The sequence below is a fragment of the Candidatus Pseudomonas phytovorans genome, assembly GCA_029202525.1.
Classification (GTDB): Bacteria; Pseudomonadota; Gammaproteobacteria; order Pseudomonadales; family Pseudomonadaceae; genus Aquipseudomonas; species Aquipseudomonas phytovorans.
The window spans coordinates 2,632,261-2,649,282 of record CP119325.1 but is presented as its reverse complement, the minus strand read 5'-3'; the positions used below and the strand labels follow the sequence as shown (position 1 = coordinate 2,649,282).

Sequence of the window (17,022 nt, the reverse complement as noted above, 5' to 3'; positions counted from 1 at the left end):
GCAGATCTCACCGCCATCTCCAGGCTTGAGGATTTCTTGAAAACTCAAAGCTGGGATTGCGCCAGAGGTTTTGTACAAGAAGCACAGCCGGCACCGACCCTGTGGGAGCTGGCTTGCCGGCGATGGGCCGCAAAGCGGCCCTGAATACTCAAGCCCTAGCGGGCCTTTTCGATACGCCAGATACCAAACGGCAAGTGCCAGGGTTCGATGCGCATGAACTGGGTTTTGCCGTACCACGACCAGCGGTGGCCGTTCATCAGGTCTTCACCGTGGGTTTCGGCGTTGTCGTCCAGACCAAGCTCCCACAGCGGCAACTCGAAATGCGCCTCCTGGGCGTTGTGCGGGTCTAGGCTGATCGCTACCAATATGAAGTTGTCGCGCTCGGGCGTGCGCTTGGCGAAGTACAGGATGTTGTCGTTCCAGCAGTTGAAGAACGCCACACCCAAGTGGGTTTGCAAAGAAGGGTTCTGGCGGCGGATGCGGTTGAGCTGGGCGATCTCGGCGATGATGTTGCCGGGTTGGGTGAAATCGCGCGGGCGGATTTCGTATTTCTCCGAATCCATGTACTCCTCCTTGCCCGGCAGCGGCGTGCCTTCGCACAGCTCGAAGCCCGAATACATGCCCCACAGGCCCGAGCCCATGGTGGCCAGCGCGGCGCGGATGAGAAAGCCGGCGCGGCCAGAGGTGTGCAGGAAGTACGGGTTGATATCCGGTGTGTTGACGAAGAAGTTGGGGCGGTAGCACTGGCTCCACGGCGGCTGGTTGAGTTGCTCGTAGAATTCGCGCAGTTCCTGCTTGGTGTTCCGCCAGGTGAAGTAGGTATAGCTTTGGGCGTAGCCGACCTTGCCCAGGCGCGCCATCATCGCGGGCTTGGTGAATGCCTCTGCGAGGAAAATCACGTCCGGATAGCGGGCGCGCACATCGGCGATCATCCATTGCCAGAACGGCAGTGGCTTGGTGTGCGGGTTGTCGACACGGAAGGTTTTCACGCCCTCCTCCACCCAGCCAATGATCACATCCCGCAGCGCCAGCCACAGGCTGGGTACCGCGTCGGGGGCATAGAAGTCGACGTTGACGATGTCCTGGTACTTCTTCGGCGGGTTTTCGGCGTAGCGGATCGTGCCGTCCGGGCGCCAGCTGAACCAGCCCGGGTGCTCCTTGAGCCAAGGGTGGTCCTGCGAGCACTGGATGGCGAAATCGAGGGCGATCTCCAGGCCGTGATCGGCGGCGGCGGCGACCAGCCGGCGGAAGTCTTCGCGGGTGCCCAGTTCAGGGTGGATTGCATCGTGCCCACCGTCGGCACTGCCGATGGCGTAAGGGCTGCCGGGGTCGCCAGGTTCTGCACGCAGGGCATTGTTGCGGCCCTTGCGGTGCTGCATGCCAATGGGGTGGATGGGCGGGAAGTACAGCACGTCAAAGCCCATGTCGCGGATCATCGGCAGCCGTTCATGCACATCGTTGAACGTGCCGTGGCGCTCGGGGCTGTCGGTGATCGAACGTGGGAACAACTCGTACCAACTGGCAAACTGCGCTGCCGGGCGGTCGACATCGACCGGGAATTCGCCACTGCGGGCCAGGTAACTGCGATGCCCCGCTTCGCCCATCAGGCGTGCGGTAGCGGGGTCGAGAAACAGCGCCACCTGATCGTCGGCATTCAGCGTGGCCAGGCGTTGCTGCGTGGCCTCAAGTTCCTCGCGCAGGGCGCCATTGCAAAGCTCGATGCCCTTGCCCAGCATCAACCGGCCCTCTTCCAGCTCCAGCTTTACCTCGACACCGGCGTGGTACTTTTTCTCCAGGTCGTGGCAATAGGTGGCAAACGGGTCGATCCAGGCCTCGATGCTGAACACGTGCGGGCCCAACTCGGTGGGGGTGAACTCAGCCAGCCACAGGTCATTGCCCGGTGAGTGCATCGGCGCGCAATGCCAGCGCCGGCTATTGGCCTGGCGCCAGTTCAGGTTCACCACCAGGCGATCGTGGCCATCGCAATAGACCTTGCTGCTGACGGCCACCGGCTGGCCACTGACTGCCTTGGCCGCAAAGGTGCCGGCTTCGAGCACGGGTTGGGTATCTTCGACCACGATGCGCGGCGCCAGCAGCGCTTGAGACAGGCTGATAGCCTGGCCCGGGTGATCTTTCGCCGTGGGCACACTTTCAAAGGGCTCGTTACGTGACATCGACCTTGCTCCCTCAGGCTGGTGGCGGTAAGGGTTCAGAGCCGGGCACAGGCGTGGGGTTCAAAAAAATTGAGCGAACGGCAACTGCCAGCGGTCACAGCCTGCAGCACCTCTTCAATCCACCCACGCGAGGTCAGGCAATGAACATTCCCATTCCACCGGAAACCCCCGATCCGAATATCGACGACCCCAGCTTGCCGCCGCCCGTGCCGGAAGAAAAGCCGGACGAACTGCCGATCAAGCCGACCGTGCCACCGACAGTGGGCGACCCGCCGAGCCAGGAGCCACCGGTGAAGGCTTAAGGGTAGACCAGGATTCCGAGCTGTCAGGACCGACCCCATTCGCGGGCGTGCCCGCGAAAGGGCCGGTTGAACCCATGCATCAACCAGCAGTTGCAGCCGATATCTCCGCCACACTGATCTCCCGCATGCGGAACTTCTGCACCTTGCCGGTCACCGTCATCGGGTACTCATCGACAAAGCGGATATGCCGCGGCACCTTGAAGTGCGCGATGCGCGCTTTGCACCAGCCTTGCAACTCCTCGACCGTGGCGCTGTGCCCGGGGTGCAGCTTGATCCAGGCGACGATCTCCTCACCGTAACGGCTGCATGGAATGCCAATCACCTGCGCATCGGCCACCGCCGGGTGGGTGTAGAAGAACTCTTCCAGTTCACGCGGGTAGATGTTCTCGCCGCCGCGAATGATCATGTCTTTGTTGCGCCCGACGATACGCACGTGACCTTGTTCATCCATCACCGCCAGGTCGCCAGAATGCATCCACCCCGCCGGGTCGATGGCATCTGCCGTGGCCTGCGGGTTGTCCCAATAGCCAAGCATCACGCTGTAGCCGCGGGTGCACAACTCGCCAATCTCGCCGCGCGGAACGATGCAGCCGTCGGCGTCCACCAGCTTGTTCTCCAACTGCGGCTGGGTGCGGCCGACGGTGGTCACGCGCAATTCCAGGTCATCATCCGGGCCGGTTTGCAGCGACACCGGGCTGGTTTCGGTCATGCCGTAGGCGATTTGCACTTCGGCCATGTGCATCTGGTCGATGACCCGGCGCATCACCTCGATCGGGCAAGTGGCACCGGCCATGATGCCGCTGCGCAGGGTTGACAGGTCCATGCTTTGCCGGGCCGGGTGATCGAGCATGGCGATGAACATGGTCGGTACACCATAGAGGATGCTGGCGCGTTCTTCCGCCACGGCGCGCAGGGTGAGTTCCGCGTCGAAAGAATCGTTGGGGTAGATCATGGTGCTGCCGTGGGTGATGCAGCCGAGGTTGGCCATGACCATGCCGAAGCAGTGGTACAGCGGCACAGGAATCACCATACGGTCGTGCGCAGTCAGGCCCAGGCTTTCGCCAACCATGAAGCCGTTGTTGAGGATGTTGTAATGGCTGAGCGTGGCGCCCTTGGGTGCGCCAGTGGTGCCAGAGGTGTACTGGATGTTCACCGGCTGGTCGAACTGCAAGCTGCTCTGGCGGGCAACGTAGGCCTCGATGGTGGTCTGCCCTGCCCGCTCGGCCAGTACTTGCCAAGGCAGGAAGCCGGCAGGCGGGTTGGCGGCCAGGCTGATCACGCCGCGCAAATCCGGCAGGCGTTCGCAGGCGAGTTCACCAGGCGTGGTGCAGGCCAGCTCGGGCACCAGTTCCTGGACCATGGCTTGGTAATCAGAGGCCTTGAACGCATCGGCACACACCAGCCAGCGGCAGCCGGACTGACGCAGCACGTACTCCAACTCAGCCACGCGATACGCAGGATTGATGTTGACCAGAATGGCACCGACCTTGGCGCTGGCCAGTTGCAGGATGCACCACTGAGCGCAATTGGGCGCCCAGATGCCGACACGGTCGCCGGTGTTCACGCCCAGGGCCATGAGCGCGCGGGCATGCACTTCGACCTGTTCGGCCAGCTGGCGCCAGCTGTAGCGCAAGCCTTGATGGCGCGACACCAGCGCCTCGCCGTCGGCACAGCGGGCCACGGTGGCGTCGAAAGCCTGGCCGATGGTCTGGGTCAGCAAGGGTTGGTCCTGGCGACCGCGGGTATAGCTGGGTTGACTCATGAGTGTCCCTTCTTGTGGTTGTTCTGGGCACGGCTGAAGCAAGCGGGAATACTCTGGCGCAGATTTACGTTTACGTAAAGGTGATGAGGCAATTGACAGTGACTCACGGCAGGTTTACGTTAACGTAAAGGTGATCGAAGACACCGGCGCCAGATCCGCGAGCTACGGTGTTACCCATATTTCAAGAACAACAGGTACCCCAGCATGCATTACCCCTCCCTGAACTTCGCCCTGGGCGAAACCATCGACATGCTCCGCGACCAGGTGCGCACGTTCGTTGCCGCCGAACTGGCGCCACGCGCAGCGCAGATCGACCACGACAACCTGTTCCCCGCCGACATGTGGCGCAAGTTCGGCGACATGGGCCTACTGGGTGTCACAGTGTCGGAAGAGTACGGCGGCGCTGGCTTGGGCTACCTGGCCCACGTGGTGTCGATGGAAGAAATCAGCCGTGCCTCGGCCTCGGTGGCACTGTCGTACGGCGCCCACTCCAACCTGTGCGTCAACCAGATCAACCGCAACGGCACTCACGAGCAGAAGCTCAAGTACCTGCCCAAGCTGATCAGCGGCGAGCATATCGGCGCCCTGGCCATGAGCGAGCCCAACGCCGGCTCCGATGTGGTGTCAATGAAACTGCGCGCTGAAAAGCGTGGCGACCACTACGTACTCAACGGTAGTAAAACCTGGATCACCAACGGCCCTGACGCCAACACCTACGTGATCTACGCCAAGACCGACCTGGACAAGGGCGCGCACGGCATCACCGCGTTCATCGTCGAGCGTGACTGGAAAGGCTTCAGCCGCAGCAACAAGTTCGACAAGCTGGGCATGCGCGGCTCCAACACCTGCGAGCTGTTCTTCGATGACGTCGAAGTGCCGCAAGAAAACATCCTCGGCCAGCTCAACGGCGGCGTGCGGGTACTGATGAGCGGCCTGGACTACGAGCGCGTGGTGCTGTCCGGTGGCCCGACCGGCATCATGCAAAGCTGCATGGACCTGGTGGTGCCTTACATTCATGACCGCAAGCAGTTTGGCCAGAGCATCGGCGAGTTCCAGCTGATCCAGGGCAAGATTGCCGACATGTACACCCAGCTCAACGCTAGCCGCGCCTACCTGTATGCCGTGGCCCAGGCCTGCGACCGTGGCGAAACCACCCGCAAGGACGCTGCCGGGGTGATCCTGTACACCGCCGAACGCGCCACGCAGATGGCCCTGGAGGCTATCCAGATTCTCGGTGGCAACGGCTATATCAACGAATTCCCGGCAGGCCGCCTGTTGCGCGACGCCAAGCTGTACGAAATCGGTGCCGGCACCAGCGAAATCCGCCGGATGCTGATTGGCCGCGAGCTGTTCAACGAAACCCGCTGAGCATAAAGGACGGGCGCACATGGCTACCTTGCACACCCAGATCAACCCGCGTTCGGCGGAGTTCGCCGGCAACAGCGCGGCCATGCTCGAACAGGTCCAGGCCCTGCGTGGCCTGCTCGCCCAGGTGGCCCAGGGCGGTGGCCCCAAAGCCCAGGAACGGCACACCTCGCGGGGCAAGCTGCTGCCGCGCGAGCGCATCGACCGCCTGCTGGACCCAGGCTCGCCATTTCTCGAAATTGGCCAACTGGCTGCCCATGAGGTATACGGCGAAGACGTGCCCGCCGCTGGCGTGATTGCCGGCATCGGCCGCGTCGAAGGCGTGGAATGCATGATTGTGGCCAACGATGCCACAGTCAAAGGCGGTTCGTACTACCCGCTGACGGTCAAGAAGCACCTGCGTGCGCAGACCATCGCCCTGCAAAACCGCTTGCCGTGCATCTACCTGGTGGACTCGGGCGGCGCCAACCTGCCGCGCCAGGACGAGGTGTTCCCCGACCGCGAGAATTTCGGGCGGATCTTCTTCAACCAGGCCAACATGAGCGCCCAAGGCATCCCACAGATTGCCGTGGTGATGGGGTCGTGCACGGCTGGCGGCGCCTACGTACCGGCCATGGCGGACGAAGCGATCATGGTGCGCCAGCAGGCGACCATCTTCCTGGCTGGCCCGCCCTTGGTAAAGGCCGCGACCGGTGAAGTGGTCAGCGCCGAGGACTTGGGCGGCGCCGATGTGCACTGCCGTACCAGCGGCGTGGCCGACCATTATGCCGACAACGACGAGCATGCCCTGGCCATCGCCCGGCGCAGCGTGGCCAACCTCAACTGGCACAAGCTGGGCAAGCTGCAACGCCTGGCACCGGTGGCACCGCTGTACGCCACTGAAGAGCTGTATGGCGTGGTGCCGGCAGATGCCAAGCAACCGTTCGACGTGCGCGAAGTGATCGCGCGCCTGGTCGACGGCTCGGTGTTCGATGAATTCAAGGCACTGTTCGGCACCACCCTGGTGTGCGGCTTCGCTCACCTGCAGGGTTACCCGGTGGCAATATTGGCCAACAACGGCATCCTGTTCGCCGAAGCCGCGCAAAAAGGCGCGCACTTCATAGAGCTGGCCTGCCAGCGCGGTATCCCGTTGCTGTTCCTGCAGAACATCACCGGTTTCATGGTCGGTAAAAAGTACGAAGAAGGCGGCATCGCCAAGCACGGCGCCAAGCTGGTCACCGCCGTGGCCTGCGCCCGGGTGCCGAAGTTCACGGTGATCATCGGCGGCAGCTTTGGTGCCGGCAACTACGGCATGTGCGGCCGCGCATACGACCCGCGCTTTCTGTGGATGTGGCCCAACGCGCGCATTGGCGTGATGGGCGCCGAACAGGCCGCTGGCGTGCTGGCGCAGGTCAAGCGCGAGCAAAGCGAGCGCAGCGGCCAGTCCTTCAGTGCCGAGGACGAGGCCAGGCTCAAGCAACCGATCCTCGATCAGTACGAGCACCAGGGCCACCCCTACTATTCCAGCGCCCGCCTGTGGGATGACGGCGTCATCGACCCGGCACAGACTCGCGACGTGCTCGGCCTGGCGTTGTCTGCCGCGCTGAACGCACCGATCGAACAGAGCCGCTTCGGCATTTTCCGGATGTGACCCATGAGCGATTTCAGCACCCTTGAAGTGACTCGCGACCCACGCGGCTTCGCCACCCTGTGGCTGAGCCGCGAGGACAAGAACAACGCCTTCAACGCGCAGATGATCCGCGAACTGATCGTGGCCATCGAGCGGCTGGGCGAAGATGCCAGCCTGCGCTTTGTGCTGCTGCGCGGCCGTGGTCGGCACTTCAGTGCCGGCGCCGACCTGGCCTGGATGCAGCAGTCGGCGCAGCTGGACTTCAACACCAATCTGGATGACGCCCACGAACTGGGCGAGCTGATGTACGCCCTGCACCGGCTGAAGGCGCCAACCCTGGCCGTGGTGCAAGGTGCAGCGTTTGGCGGCGCGCTCGGCCTGATCAGTTGCTGCGATATGGCGATCGGCGCCGAAGACGCCCAGTTGTGCCTGTCGGAGGTGCGCATAGGCTTGGCCCCGGCGGTCATCAGTCCGTTTGTGGTCAAGGCCATCGGCGAACGTGCAGCGCGCCGCTACGCCCTTACCGCCGAGCGTTTCAGCGGCCTACGGGCCCGCGAACTGGGCCTGCTGGCCGAGGTGTACCCGGCCAGTGAGCTGGACGCCCAGGTCGAAGCGTGGGTGAATAACTTGCTACAGAACAGCCCGCAAGCGTTGCGCGCCACCAAGGACTTGCTGCGCGAAGTGGACGACGGCGAACTCAGCCCGGCCCTTCGTCGCTATTGCGAGAACACCATTGCCCGCATCCGCGTCAGCGCTGAAGGCCAGGAGGGCTTGCGCGCTTTCCTGGAAAAACGCCGCCCCGCCTGGCAAACCGATGACAAGAAGGAACCGCGCCCATGAGCCGCCCCGCTTTGACTACTCTGCTGGTCGCCAACCGTGGCGAAATCGCCTGCCGGATAATGCGCACCGCCAAGGCCATGGGCCTGACCACTGTCGCCGTGCACAGCGCCACCGACCGTGACGCCCGACACAGCCGCGAAGCCGATATTCGCGTCGACCTGGGCGGCAGCAAGGCCGCCGAAAGCTACCTGCTGGTCGACAAGCTGCTGGCCGCTGCCAAGGCCAGCGGTGCCCAGGCCATTCACCCGGGCTATGGCTTCCTGTCCGAGAACGCAGGCTTCGCCCGCGCCATCGAACAGGCCGGGTTGATCTTCCTCGGCCCACCGGCCAGCGCTATCGACGCCATGGGCAGTAAATCGGCGGCCAAGGCACTGATGGAAACCGCTGGCGTGCCGCTGGTGCCGGGCTACCACGGCGAAGCCCAGGACCTGGACACCTTCCGCGCCGCCGCCGAACGCATCGGCTACCCGGTGCTGCTCAAGGCCAGCGCCGGCGGCGGCGGCAAGGGCATGAAAGTGGTCGAAGAAGAGAGCCAGCTGGCCGACGCCCTGGCCTCGGCCCAGCGTGAGGCGCAGTCGTCATTCGGCGATGCGCGCATGCTGGTGGAGAAGTACGTACTCAAGCCGCGCCACGTGGAAATTCAGGTATTTGCCGACCAGCACGGTAATTGCCTGTACCTCAACGAACGCGACTGTTCCATTCAGCGCCGCCACCAGAAAGTGGTTGAAGAAGCCCCAGCCCCCGGCCTCTCGCCTGAACTGCGCCGGGCCATGGGCGAGGCGGCGGTGCGCGCGGCCCAGGCCATCGGCTATGTGGGTGCGGGCACTGTAGAGTTCTTGCTGGATGCCCGCGGCGAGTTCTTCTTCATGGAGATGAACACCCGCCTGCAGGTGGAGCATCCGGTCACCGAGGCCATCACCGGCCTGGACCTGGTAGCCTGGCAGATACGCGCGGCCTGCGGCGAGCACCTGCCGATCACCCAGGAGCAGGTGCCGCTGATCGGCCACGCCATCGAAGTACGGCTGTATGCCGAAGACCCGGCCAACGAGTTCTTGCCCGCGACCGGCACGCTGGCGCTGTACCGTGAGTCGGCGCCAGGTGAAGGGCGGCGCGTGGACAGTGGCGTCAGCGAAGGCGACGTGGTGTCACCGTTCTACGACCCGATGCTGGGCAAGCTGATTGCCTGGGGTGAAAACCGCGAACAGGCGCGCCTGCGCTTGCTGGCCATGCTCGACGAATTCGCCATTGGCGGGCTGAAGACCAACATCGCCTTCCTGCGGCGCATTCTGGCGCACCCGGCGTTTGCGGCGGCGGAGCTGGATACGGGCTTCATTCCACGCCACCAGGACGTGTTGCTGCCGGCGCCACAGGCGCTGCCGGCCGGTTTCTGGGAAGCGGCAGCCGAAGCCTGGCTGCAGGGCCAGGAAGGGCATCAGCGCGAGGACGACCGCATATCGCCGTGGGGTGAGCGCAACGGGCTGCGTTTGGGCCTGCCTGCACGCAGCAGTTTGCATCTGGTGAGTGGCGGGCAGGACCAGGCGGTGGCCCTGGAGCGCAACTCTGCGTCCACCTGGCAGTTAGAGGGCGAGCAGCTGGTGCACGACCAGGCAGGCGTGCGTCGCCAGCACCTGGCGATCTGCCGCGGTGGCACGCTATACCTGCACTGGGATGGCGAGATTCACGCCGTTCAGGCCTTCGACCCGATTGCTCAGGCCGAGGCCAGCCATAGCCATCAGGGCGGTTTGGGTGCGCCCATGAACGGCAGCATCGTGCGCGTGCTGGTGGAGCCGGGGCAGGTGGTTGAAGCGGGTACGGCGCTGGTGGTGCTGGAGGCCATGAAGATGGAACACAGCATTCGTGCGCCCCATGGCGGCACGGTGAAAGCGCTGTTCTGCCAGGAAGGGGATATGGTCAGCGAAGGGACGGTGCTGGTCGAACTGGCGGATTGAGGTAAGCGGGGGCCGCTGCGCGGCCCCGGCGATCTAGAAGGCCCCGTGCACCCGCACAACCACCCCTAGAAACTCGCAGCCCTCATCGCACAACAGCGCCGGGTAGTTACTGTTCAGTGCCTTCAGGTAACGCTGCCCGCCTTCCTCGGCCAGCTCGCGGAATATCGCCGGTTTGCCGGGCTGACGAGCGATAACCAAACGACCCGCCTCAACCTCAACCCCAGGGTCGACCAGCATTCGCATGCCCTGCGGCACACTGCGGCCACTGACGGCGCTCATCGCGTCGTTTTCAACGGTCAACCAGAAAGCCTTGCCCCGTGCCAGATAATCGGTCTGCTCAAACAGACCAGGCTCCGCACGCTCTGCACCCCCTAGCTCATTCCAGGCCAACACCGGGTAGCGAAAACACACGATGTATTGCATGAGGTCCAGATCGTCATCGACGTCATCCATCTCGTAAACGCCACGCTCCTCGCCAACCTGCCCCTGAATGCGCAGTTGTAAGCTGACATTGTAGTGGGGCATGCCAATCTCGACGAACGTACGGTTCATCGACTCGATCTTCGGCTGACGCCGCTTGTTCACCCAATGCCCCACGCTGCCTTGCGACACACCTACGCGCTCGGCAAGTTGCTCTTGAGTGAGCCCAAGCTCCTCCATCCGGTCACGGACGAGGGCAATCCATTTATCCATATTCATCGCTGGCACGATACGGACTGCCTTTAACCGCTCAATAAACATTCAGTATTATTTATCGAAGAGCACAAAAATACTGTAGGTATTAACATCGACCTGACCCCTTCCCCTACTGGCTCTAGCAGGTATCAGGATGAAACCACCGAAAAACGACGAAACAGATCTCGACAGCGAAGCCGCCCGCCGCGCCCTCGACTACTACCTCAACCCCAAGCCGCAGCGCCCCACCCTGGACAACAAGATCTGGACCCTGCACGAGAGTGTGACCAGCGACCAGGCCCAGGAACACGCCATCGCCCTGCTGCGCTGTGCCGCCGCCACAGCACAGGAAACCGCCAGCCACCAGCACGGCAGCCAGCGCGAGCTGACCTATGCCTTGATGCACATGATGGACATGGCCCGCGCCCTGCTGGAGCACAAGCGCGCCGCAGATCCGGATTTCTGAATAGAAAGAAGGGAGAGAACGTGATGGCCGGGTAACGGCAGAGGCCCCGATTGCCGGGACAAGGAAGCGCATCGGTAAAACTTTTTTACCGAATTCGCGAAAAATCATTTGACTGGCAAATGATAACGATTATTATTGCACTCAGCTGATCGCGAGATCAGCTGGATAACCTGGAGCTTAGGTCGCTCTCAGATTATCTCCTCATCAGGCTAATCACGGTTTTTGACCCGGCTTTTTGCCGGGTCTTTTTTTTGCTCTTCAGGCTAATGAAGATCGTGATGGCGCGCATGATAGCAAAGGTGTTTCAGGGCGTGAACGCTCATTACAAAACTTTGCGGAATCAGCACTTGAGAATCAATCTCGTTTCGCCTACGCTGATGACGCGTCAAGGAAGATGCCCCCTCCCCCCCCTTATAGAGCAAGGAGCTGTCAATGAGCCGTCTGCTGCTGCCCCTTGAGCACCCAACGCCTGCTGCCGGACACGATGCCGAACACGCTCTGTTGCATGCCCTGAAGCGGCTGCCCCGGCGCGTGCAGCAAGTGTTCCTGCTCAACCGCCTCGACCAGATGGACTTCGCCAGCATCGCTGCGCGCCTGGACCTGCCATTGGCGAGTATCGAGCGGAACATGGACCAGGCATTGCAGGTCGGCCGCTCGCGCCGTGATGTACTGGCGAGCGTCGCCGGGCAATGGTATGTGCGCTTGCAGAGCCCGCAAGTGTCGGCGTGCGAACGGATCGACTTTCGTCGCTGGCTGGATGCGGACACGGCGAACCTGCAGGCGTTTCATGAAACGGAACTACGCTGGCGTAGCCTGTTGGCGCCAGCACAGCAACTGGGCCATGACGGTTGGTACCGGCAAGGCCGGGCCGCACTGTCGCTGGGCGGCTGCTCGGTTGCGCTCGGGCTGGGTGTGGCGGCGTTGGTGGTGTTTGGGTTGTGGGCTTGATCACCGCCTTAGTCGCTGCACACCTGGTCATGTCGTAATCACCGCCGCCACCAACCTCAGAGCAACGTCTGTCAGTGACGCAGCACCTTCAGCCATGCCCAAAAGCGCTCCGGGAAGGCTCGCACCTTGCTCACCAGACTTCGCAAGGGCACACCAGTGACTCAGGGTTACAGCGCAGCCCGGTCTTTCGCCCGCCCCACACCAGCCACCCCCCGCATAGTCACCCGAAATGCATTCCCAGCCACTATGACGAAGCCCATCGAACCATCTTGATGGGAAGCTGATGGCAACCGCATTGGACCTGTATTACCTGAATTAGCCTGGCGACCTTGCGGAGGTCCGGCACGGGCGGCTGCGCGTGGCGGATTGACGCACCTCGCATCATCAATATACCATTTGTATACACACTGTATTTAATGGTCAGAATGATGCTGTACGTTGGTTTGCCTTAAGCGGTCCTGCCGGTTTTGCTGATCCTCGATGTACGTTTTCAGGCTTGGCCATTTCATCTGTAATCCTTGAACGAGATGAATTGAAATGGCAGTTTCACGAAGAAATGTCCTTATCGGTGCCGGGGTTGGTGCCGGTGTAATAGCCGCCGGTGGCTCGGCCGCCCTGCTCAGCGACGGCCTGCCGAAAGACCCTGATTCGCTGGTGCGCGTCGATGCTTTGCCACGTGACGACTCGTCCCCGGGCTGGTTCCACACCAGCCGGGTGCGCCAGCCGAAAGCGCCGCTGATCGGTGATGACCAGGCGCCATGGGTAGTGATCGGCGCCGGTTTCACCGGCCTGGCCGCAGCCCGCCAACTGGCCCTGAACTTCCCGCAGGACCGTGTGATTCTGGTCGAAGCCCAGCAAGTCGGCTTCGGCACCTCCGGCCGTAACGCGGGCTTTCTGATCGACGTCCCCCACGACATCGGCGCACCGGACTACATCGGCGACAAGGCGAATGCCAGGAACATCCTGCAACTGAACCAGCGCGGCCAGGGCATCCTTCGCGACCTGGTGGCCGAGCACAACATTGTCGACGCCCACCTGCGCCACTCCGGCAAATACCAGGCAGCCATCGAAGACAAGGGCATCGCAGTGCTCAATGCCTACCGTGGCGGCCTTGAAGCCTTGGGCGAAAAGGTCGAGCTGATCGAAGGCAACGAGCTGAAAGACCACATCGGCACCTCGTACTACCGCAAGGCGCTGTTCACCCCGGGCACCATGCTGGTTCAACCGTCGGCACTGGTGAAAGGCCTGGCCGACAGCCTGCCGGAAAACGTCGTGCTGTACGAAGACACGGTGATTACCGCAGTCGACTACGGCCAGAAGACCGTGTTGCACCACCCGACCGGCCGTATCACCGCTGACAAGCTGATCCTCGGCAACAACCACTTCGGCCAGCACTTCGGCTTCCTGGAAAACCGCATGCTGCCGATCTTCACCTACGGCAGCCTGACACGTCCGCTGACCCCGGCCGAACAGGCCAGCATCGGTGGCCACGCGTTCTGGGGCGTGATTCCGGCCGACCCGTTCGGCTCGACCCTGCGCCGTACCCACGACAACCGCATCCTGGTGCGCAACAGCTTCAGCTTCAACCCAGACGGCCGCTCCAAGGACGGTTACACCGACAAGGTCCGTGTCGCCCATCGCCAGTCGTTCGAGCGCCGCTTCCCGACCCTCACCGACGTGCAGTTCGAGCACACTTGGGGTGGTGGCCTGGGCATGACCCGCAACGGCGCCGGTTTCTTCGGCGAACTGCGCCCGAACGTGTACGGTGCCCTGGCCTGCAACGGCCTGGGCACCGTACGAGGCACTGCCACCGGCACCCTGCTGGCAAACATGCTGGCGGGCAAGACCGAGCAACTGACCGAGTTCCTGCTCTCTGCACCAAAGCCAAACTGGAACCCGCCACAGCCGGCCCTGTCGATCGGTGTCAACTTCACCCTGCGCACCGGCCAGGCGAAAGCGGGTCTCGAAGCCTGATCCCGCCCGGGCTGGCGCCAGCGCGCCAGCCCGGACCCTGCATTTCACCCAAGGAGAACACCATGGGCATTTTTGACTGGAAACACTGGATCGTCCTGCTGGCCGTCGTGGTCCTGGTCTTCGGCACCAAGAAGCTGAAGAACCTCGGCAGCGATCTGGGCGAATCGATCAAGGGCTTTCGCAAAGCCATGAACGACGAAGACAACAAACCGCTGGAACAGGCCACGCCACTGGCCCAGCAGGCAAACGCTCAGCAGGGCAAAGACTGACCCATGTTCGGAATCAGCTTCAGTGAACTGTTACTGGTCGGCCTGATCGCCCTGCTGGTACTTGGCCCTGAGCGGCTGCCCGGTGCTGCGCGCACGGCGGGCCTGTGGGTCGGGCGGCTCAAGCGCAGCCTCAATAGCATCAAGCTGGAAGTGGAACGTGAAATCGACGCAGGCGACATCCGCCGCCCGCCTGCTGCCGCCACGCCGGCGCGCCCTCTCGAATCCTCCGAACCGCCTCAACCGCCGCGAGCCCCATGAGCGAATACCTCCAACACGACCAGCCGATGCCGCTGGTTTCGCACCTGACCGAGCTGCGCACCCGCCTGCTGCGCTGCGTTGCTGTCATATTCATGATCTTTGCCGGGTTGTTCTCCTTTGCCCAGCAGATCTACACCCTGGTCTCGGCGCCGCTGCGTGACCACTTGCCGGCCAACGCCACGATGATCGCCACCGACGTGGCCTCACCGTTCCTCACGCCGTTCAAGCTGACCATGATCGTGTCGCTGTTCCTGGCGATCCCGTTCATCCTCCAGCAGGTCTGGGGCTTCATCGCGCCGGGGCTGTACCGCCATGAAAAGCGCATTGCCATCCCGCTGCTGATTTCGAGCATCCTGCTGTTCTACGCCGGTATGGCCTTCGCCTATTTCCTGGTGTTCCCGCTGATGTTTAGCTTCTTTGCCGCCGCCACCCCGGCAGGCGTGGCAATGATGACCGACATCGCCAACTACCTCGACTTCGTGATGACGTTGTTCTTCGCCTTTGGCGTAGCCTTCGAAATCCCGGTGGCCGTGGTGCTGCTGGTGTGGATCGGCGTGGTCGACGTGCGGTACCTGAAGAAGGTCCGCCCTTACGTGGTCATCGGCTGCTTCGTGGTCGGCATGGTGCTGACGCCGCCTGATATCTTCTCGCAAACACTGCTGGCCGTGCCCATGTGGTTGCTGTTCGAGGCTGGCGTACTGTGCAGCGGCTTTATCCGCAAGCGTGGTCAGGAGCCATGAAAGGAGGGTGTCGATAAAACGCAGGCATAAAAAAGAGGCCTAAAGGCCTCTTCTTTTTTGATCCCGGCGACGCACCGAGGATCGAATTTGGAGCGGGAAACGAGACTCGCATCGGGCTTGCGAGCCGTTGAAATCAAAGGGTTTTCACACATCCCTGAAACAGGGATAGCCTTGATTTTGGACTCATTGCTGCCTGACGGCAAGATAGGCACAGCCGCAAGATGTGCATCAGGGCAACAGCCCTACCTATTGAGCCCAACGCTCCTCGAATGCTTGCTGGTCAGCATTCGCTGAACCGCATAATCAGAACAGATCGACCGGATAATCCACAATCACACGATATTCGTCGGTATCACGCTGCATGTCGGTGCGAAATACGCCATAACGCAGCTGCACACTCAAGTCCTTGGCCGGCCCGCTCTGCACGACATAGCCAAGGGTCATGTCGCGGGCCCATTCCTGCTTGTCGCCGCTGGCTGTCTGGATGTTGCCGCCTTTGTAGAAATTGGTCTTGAAGGTCCCGCCGGGGACGCCGAGAGCAGCGAGGTTGTACTGGTAGCGCAACTGCCAGGTGCGTTCACCCGAACGCTGGAACTTGCCCGACATGGTCTCGGTGAAGAAATAGCTCGTTGTGCCGGCCCCTTCGTTGACCCACACAGCATCACTGTCGCCATCTACCTGCTGGTAGCCGGTGGCAATCGTATGTGCGCCTACGGCATAGGTGAACAGCACACTGCTCAGGCGACTGTCGACTTTGCCGCGGGTGCGGCCATCACCGTAGTAGCCGCTGCTGAAGTAGTCAGGATCGTGGCTGTTGCGCCCGTCCGAGCGGTTGTCCCAGAAACGGACGTCGGTGGTCAGCCGGCCGGGGCCGAGATTTACGCCGTACACCCCGCCCAGGAAGTGCTGTTTGTAGAAGTCCGTAAGGTTGGCGTAGTAGTACTGCAGCATCAGGTCATCGGAAACCTTGTAGCGGCCACCGCCAAACCAGAACTCGTTCACGTGGGTGCTGCGCGTAATGTTGACGGTCGGGTTGACCGGGTCGACCGTGGCGTTGGCGCCAGCGATGGACAAGCCTTCCCAATCAGTCGACCCACGCTCCTTGACGCGGTCGATGCGCCCCGCAGTGAGGGTCAGGTTTTCGATGTCCTTGGACTCGACCTGAGCACCACGGAAGGTCTGGAACACCAGACGATCGCTGGCGAACAGTACAGGCAACTGCGGCTGCAAGGTCCCATAGCGCAACACGGTATTGCCCACCCGCGCCTTCAGCGTCGGCCCCAGGCTGGAAAACTCGCTGACAGCGCGCCCATCGCTGTCGGTGGGGAAGATGTTGCCGTTGCTGGCGGTACTGGTGGGGTTGTAATGCCGGCCCTTACCTGAATCCAGGCGAACGCCAAGCATACCCACCGCATCGACGCCCACGCCCACCGGTCCTTCGGTAAAACCGGAGCTGTAGTTGAGCACGAACCCCTGGCCCCATTCCTGGGTGTAGTTCGGGTCGGCGGCGCCGTCGCGGTTGTCCGCCTGGCTGAAGAAGTTGCGCAGCAGCAACGTCGCGTGACTGTCGTCGATAAAACCGGCGGCATAGCCGCCTTGGGCCACAACCAGCCCGAGTACGCCCAACGGGTACTTCATCATCAGCAAATTCCCCAAGCCCAAAATGATCGGATGTCGGCAGGCAGAAGCGA

14 protein-coding genes and 1 pseudogene are annotated in these 17,022 nt (G+C 62.4%); 11 read left to right on the top strand and 4 right to left on the bottom strand.

All coding sequences use genetic code 11. From position 1 onward, the window contains the following. Window positions 1–155 precede the first annotated feature (155 nt). Window positions 156–2,174, bottom strand: coding sequence for an alpha-1,4-glucan--maltose-1-phosphate maltosyltransferase (locus P0Y58_11650; protein ID WEK32810.1), 2,019 nt, complete (start codon window positions 2,172–2,174; stop codon window positions 156–158). Window positions 2,175–2,314: 140 nt separating this feature from the next. On the opposite strand from P0Y58_11650, the gene P0Y58_11645 reads away from it, so the two are divergent. After that, on the top strand, window positions 2,315–2,476 hold the full coding sequence (locus P0Y58_11645) for a hypothetical protein (GenBank protein WEK32809.1): 162 nt from the start codon (window positions 2,315–2,317) through the stop codon (window positions 2,474–2,476). Window positions 2,477–2,555: 79 nt separating this feature from the next. Here the strand turns inward: P0Y58_11645 and P0Y58_11640 are convergent, their stop codons facing one another. Further along, window positions 2,556–4,238 (bottom strand): AMP-binding protein, encoded by a 1,683-nt coding sequence (locus P0Y58_11640; GenBank protein ID WEK32808.1) that lies wholly within the window; start codon window positions 4,236–4,238, stop codon window positions 2,556–2,558. A gap of 204 nt (window positions 4,239–4,442) precedes the next feature. Between P0Y58_11640 and P0Y58_11635 the strand changes: the two genes are divergently transcribed. The 4 genes from P0Y58_11635 to P0Y58_11620 are packed head-to-tail and all read left to right on the top strand — an operon-like array spanning window position 4,443 to window position 10,001. Next, complete coding sequence (locus tag P0Y58_11635) at window positions 4,443–5,606, top strand: isovaleryl-CoA dehydrogenase (protein WEK32807.1); 1,164 nt, start codon at window positions 4,443–4,445, stop codon at window positions 5,604–5,606. Between the two features lie 19 nt (window positions 5,607–5,625). Beyond that, a complete protein-coding gene (locus tag P0Y58_11630) occupies window positions 5,626–7,233 on the top strand; it encodes a carboxyl transferase domain-containing protein (GenBank protein WEK32806.1) in 1,608 nt (535 codons plus the stop codon). A 3-nt stretch (window positions 7,234–7,236) separates the two neighbouring features. Then, entirely contained in the window at window positions 7,237–8,052 is an 816-nt protein-coding gene (locus P0Y58_11625; GenBank protein WEK32805.1) for a gamma-carboxygeranoyl-CoA hydratase, read from the top strand. Continuing rightward, the gene (locus tag P0Y58_11620; GenBank protein ID WEK32804.1) at window positions 8,049–10,001 is read left to right on the top strand and encodes an acetyl/propionyl/methylcrotonyl-CoA carboxylase subunit alpha; all 1,953 of its coding nucleotides are present in this window, start codon (window positions 8,049–8,051) and stop codon (window positions 9,999–10,001) included. The genes P0Y58_11625 and P0Y58_11620 overlap by 4 nt, the downstream gene beginning before the upstream one ends. Window positions 10,002–10,034: 33 nt before the next feature. Here the strand turns inward: P0Y58_11620 and P0Y58_11615 are convergent, their stop codons facing one another. After that, complete coding sequence (locus P0Y58_11615; protein WEK32803.1) at window positions 10,035–10,742, bottom strand: LexA family transcriptional regulator; 708 nt, start codon at window positions 10,740–10,742, stop codon at window positions 10,035–10,037. 88 nt (window positions 10,743–10,830) lie between these two features. Here P0Y58_11615 and P0Y58_11610 point away from each other — a divergent pair, with 88 nt between their 5' ends. The 6 genes and pseudogenes from P0Y58_11610 (at window position 10,831) to tatC (ending at window position 15,331) form a co-directional block, all read left to right on the top strand. Next, window positions 10,831–11,142 (top strand): hypothetical protein, encoded by a 312-nt coding sequence (locus tag P0Y58_11610; protein WEK32802.1) that lies wholly within the window; start codon window positions 10,831–10,833, stop codon window positions 11,140–11,142. Window positions 11,143–11,574: 432 nt separating this feature from the next. Next, complete coding sequence (locus P0Y58_11605) at window positions 11,575–12,090, top strand: DUF4880 domain-containing protein (protein ID WEK32801.1); 516 nt, start codon at window positions 11,575–11,577, stop codon at window positions 12,088–12,090. A 651-nt stretch (window positions 12,091–12,741) separates the two neighbouring features. Further along, window positions 12,742–14,064: an FAD-binding oxidoreductase gene (locus P0Y58_11600; protein WEK33315.1), complete on the top strand. Its 1,323-nt coding sequence runs from the start codon at window positions 12,742–12,744 to the stop codon at window positions 14,062–14,064. Window positions 14,065–14,126: 62 nt separating this feature from the next. Next, window positions 14,127–14,333 (top strand): twin-arginine translocase TatA/TatE family subunit, encoded by a 207-nt coding sequence (locus P0Y58_11595; GenBank protein WEK32800.1) that lies wholly within the window; start codon window positions 14,127–14,129, stop codon window positions 14,331–14,333. Between the two features lie 3 nt (window positions 14,334–14,336). Next, window positions 14,337–14,519: pseudogene (gene tatB, locus P0Y58_11590) on the top strand (Sec-independent protein translocase protein TatB). A 68-nt stretch (window positions 14,520–14,587) separates the two neighbouring features. Next, complete coding sequence (gene tatC, locus P0Y58_11585; protein WEK32799.1) at window positions 14,588–15,331, top strand: twin-arginine translocase subunit TatC; 744 nt, start codon at window positions 14,588–14,590, stop codon at window positions 15,329–15,331. A 303-nt stretch (window positions 15,332–15,634) separates the two neighbouring features. Here the strand turns inward: tatC and P0Y58_11580 are convergent, their stop codons facing one another. Further along, entirely contained in the window at window positions 15,635–16,972 is a 1,338-nt protein-coding gene (locus tag P0Y58_11580) for an OprD family porin (protein WEK32798.1), read from the bottom strand. Between the last annotated feature and the right edge of the window lie 50 nt (window positions 16,973–17,022).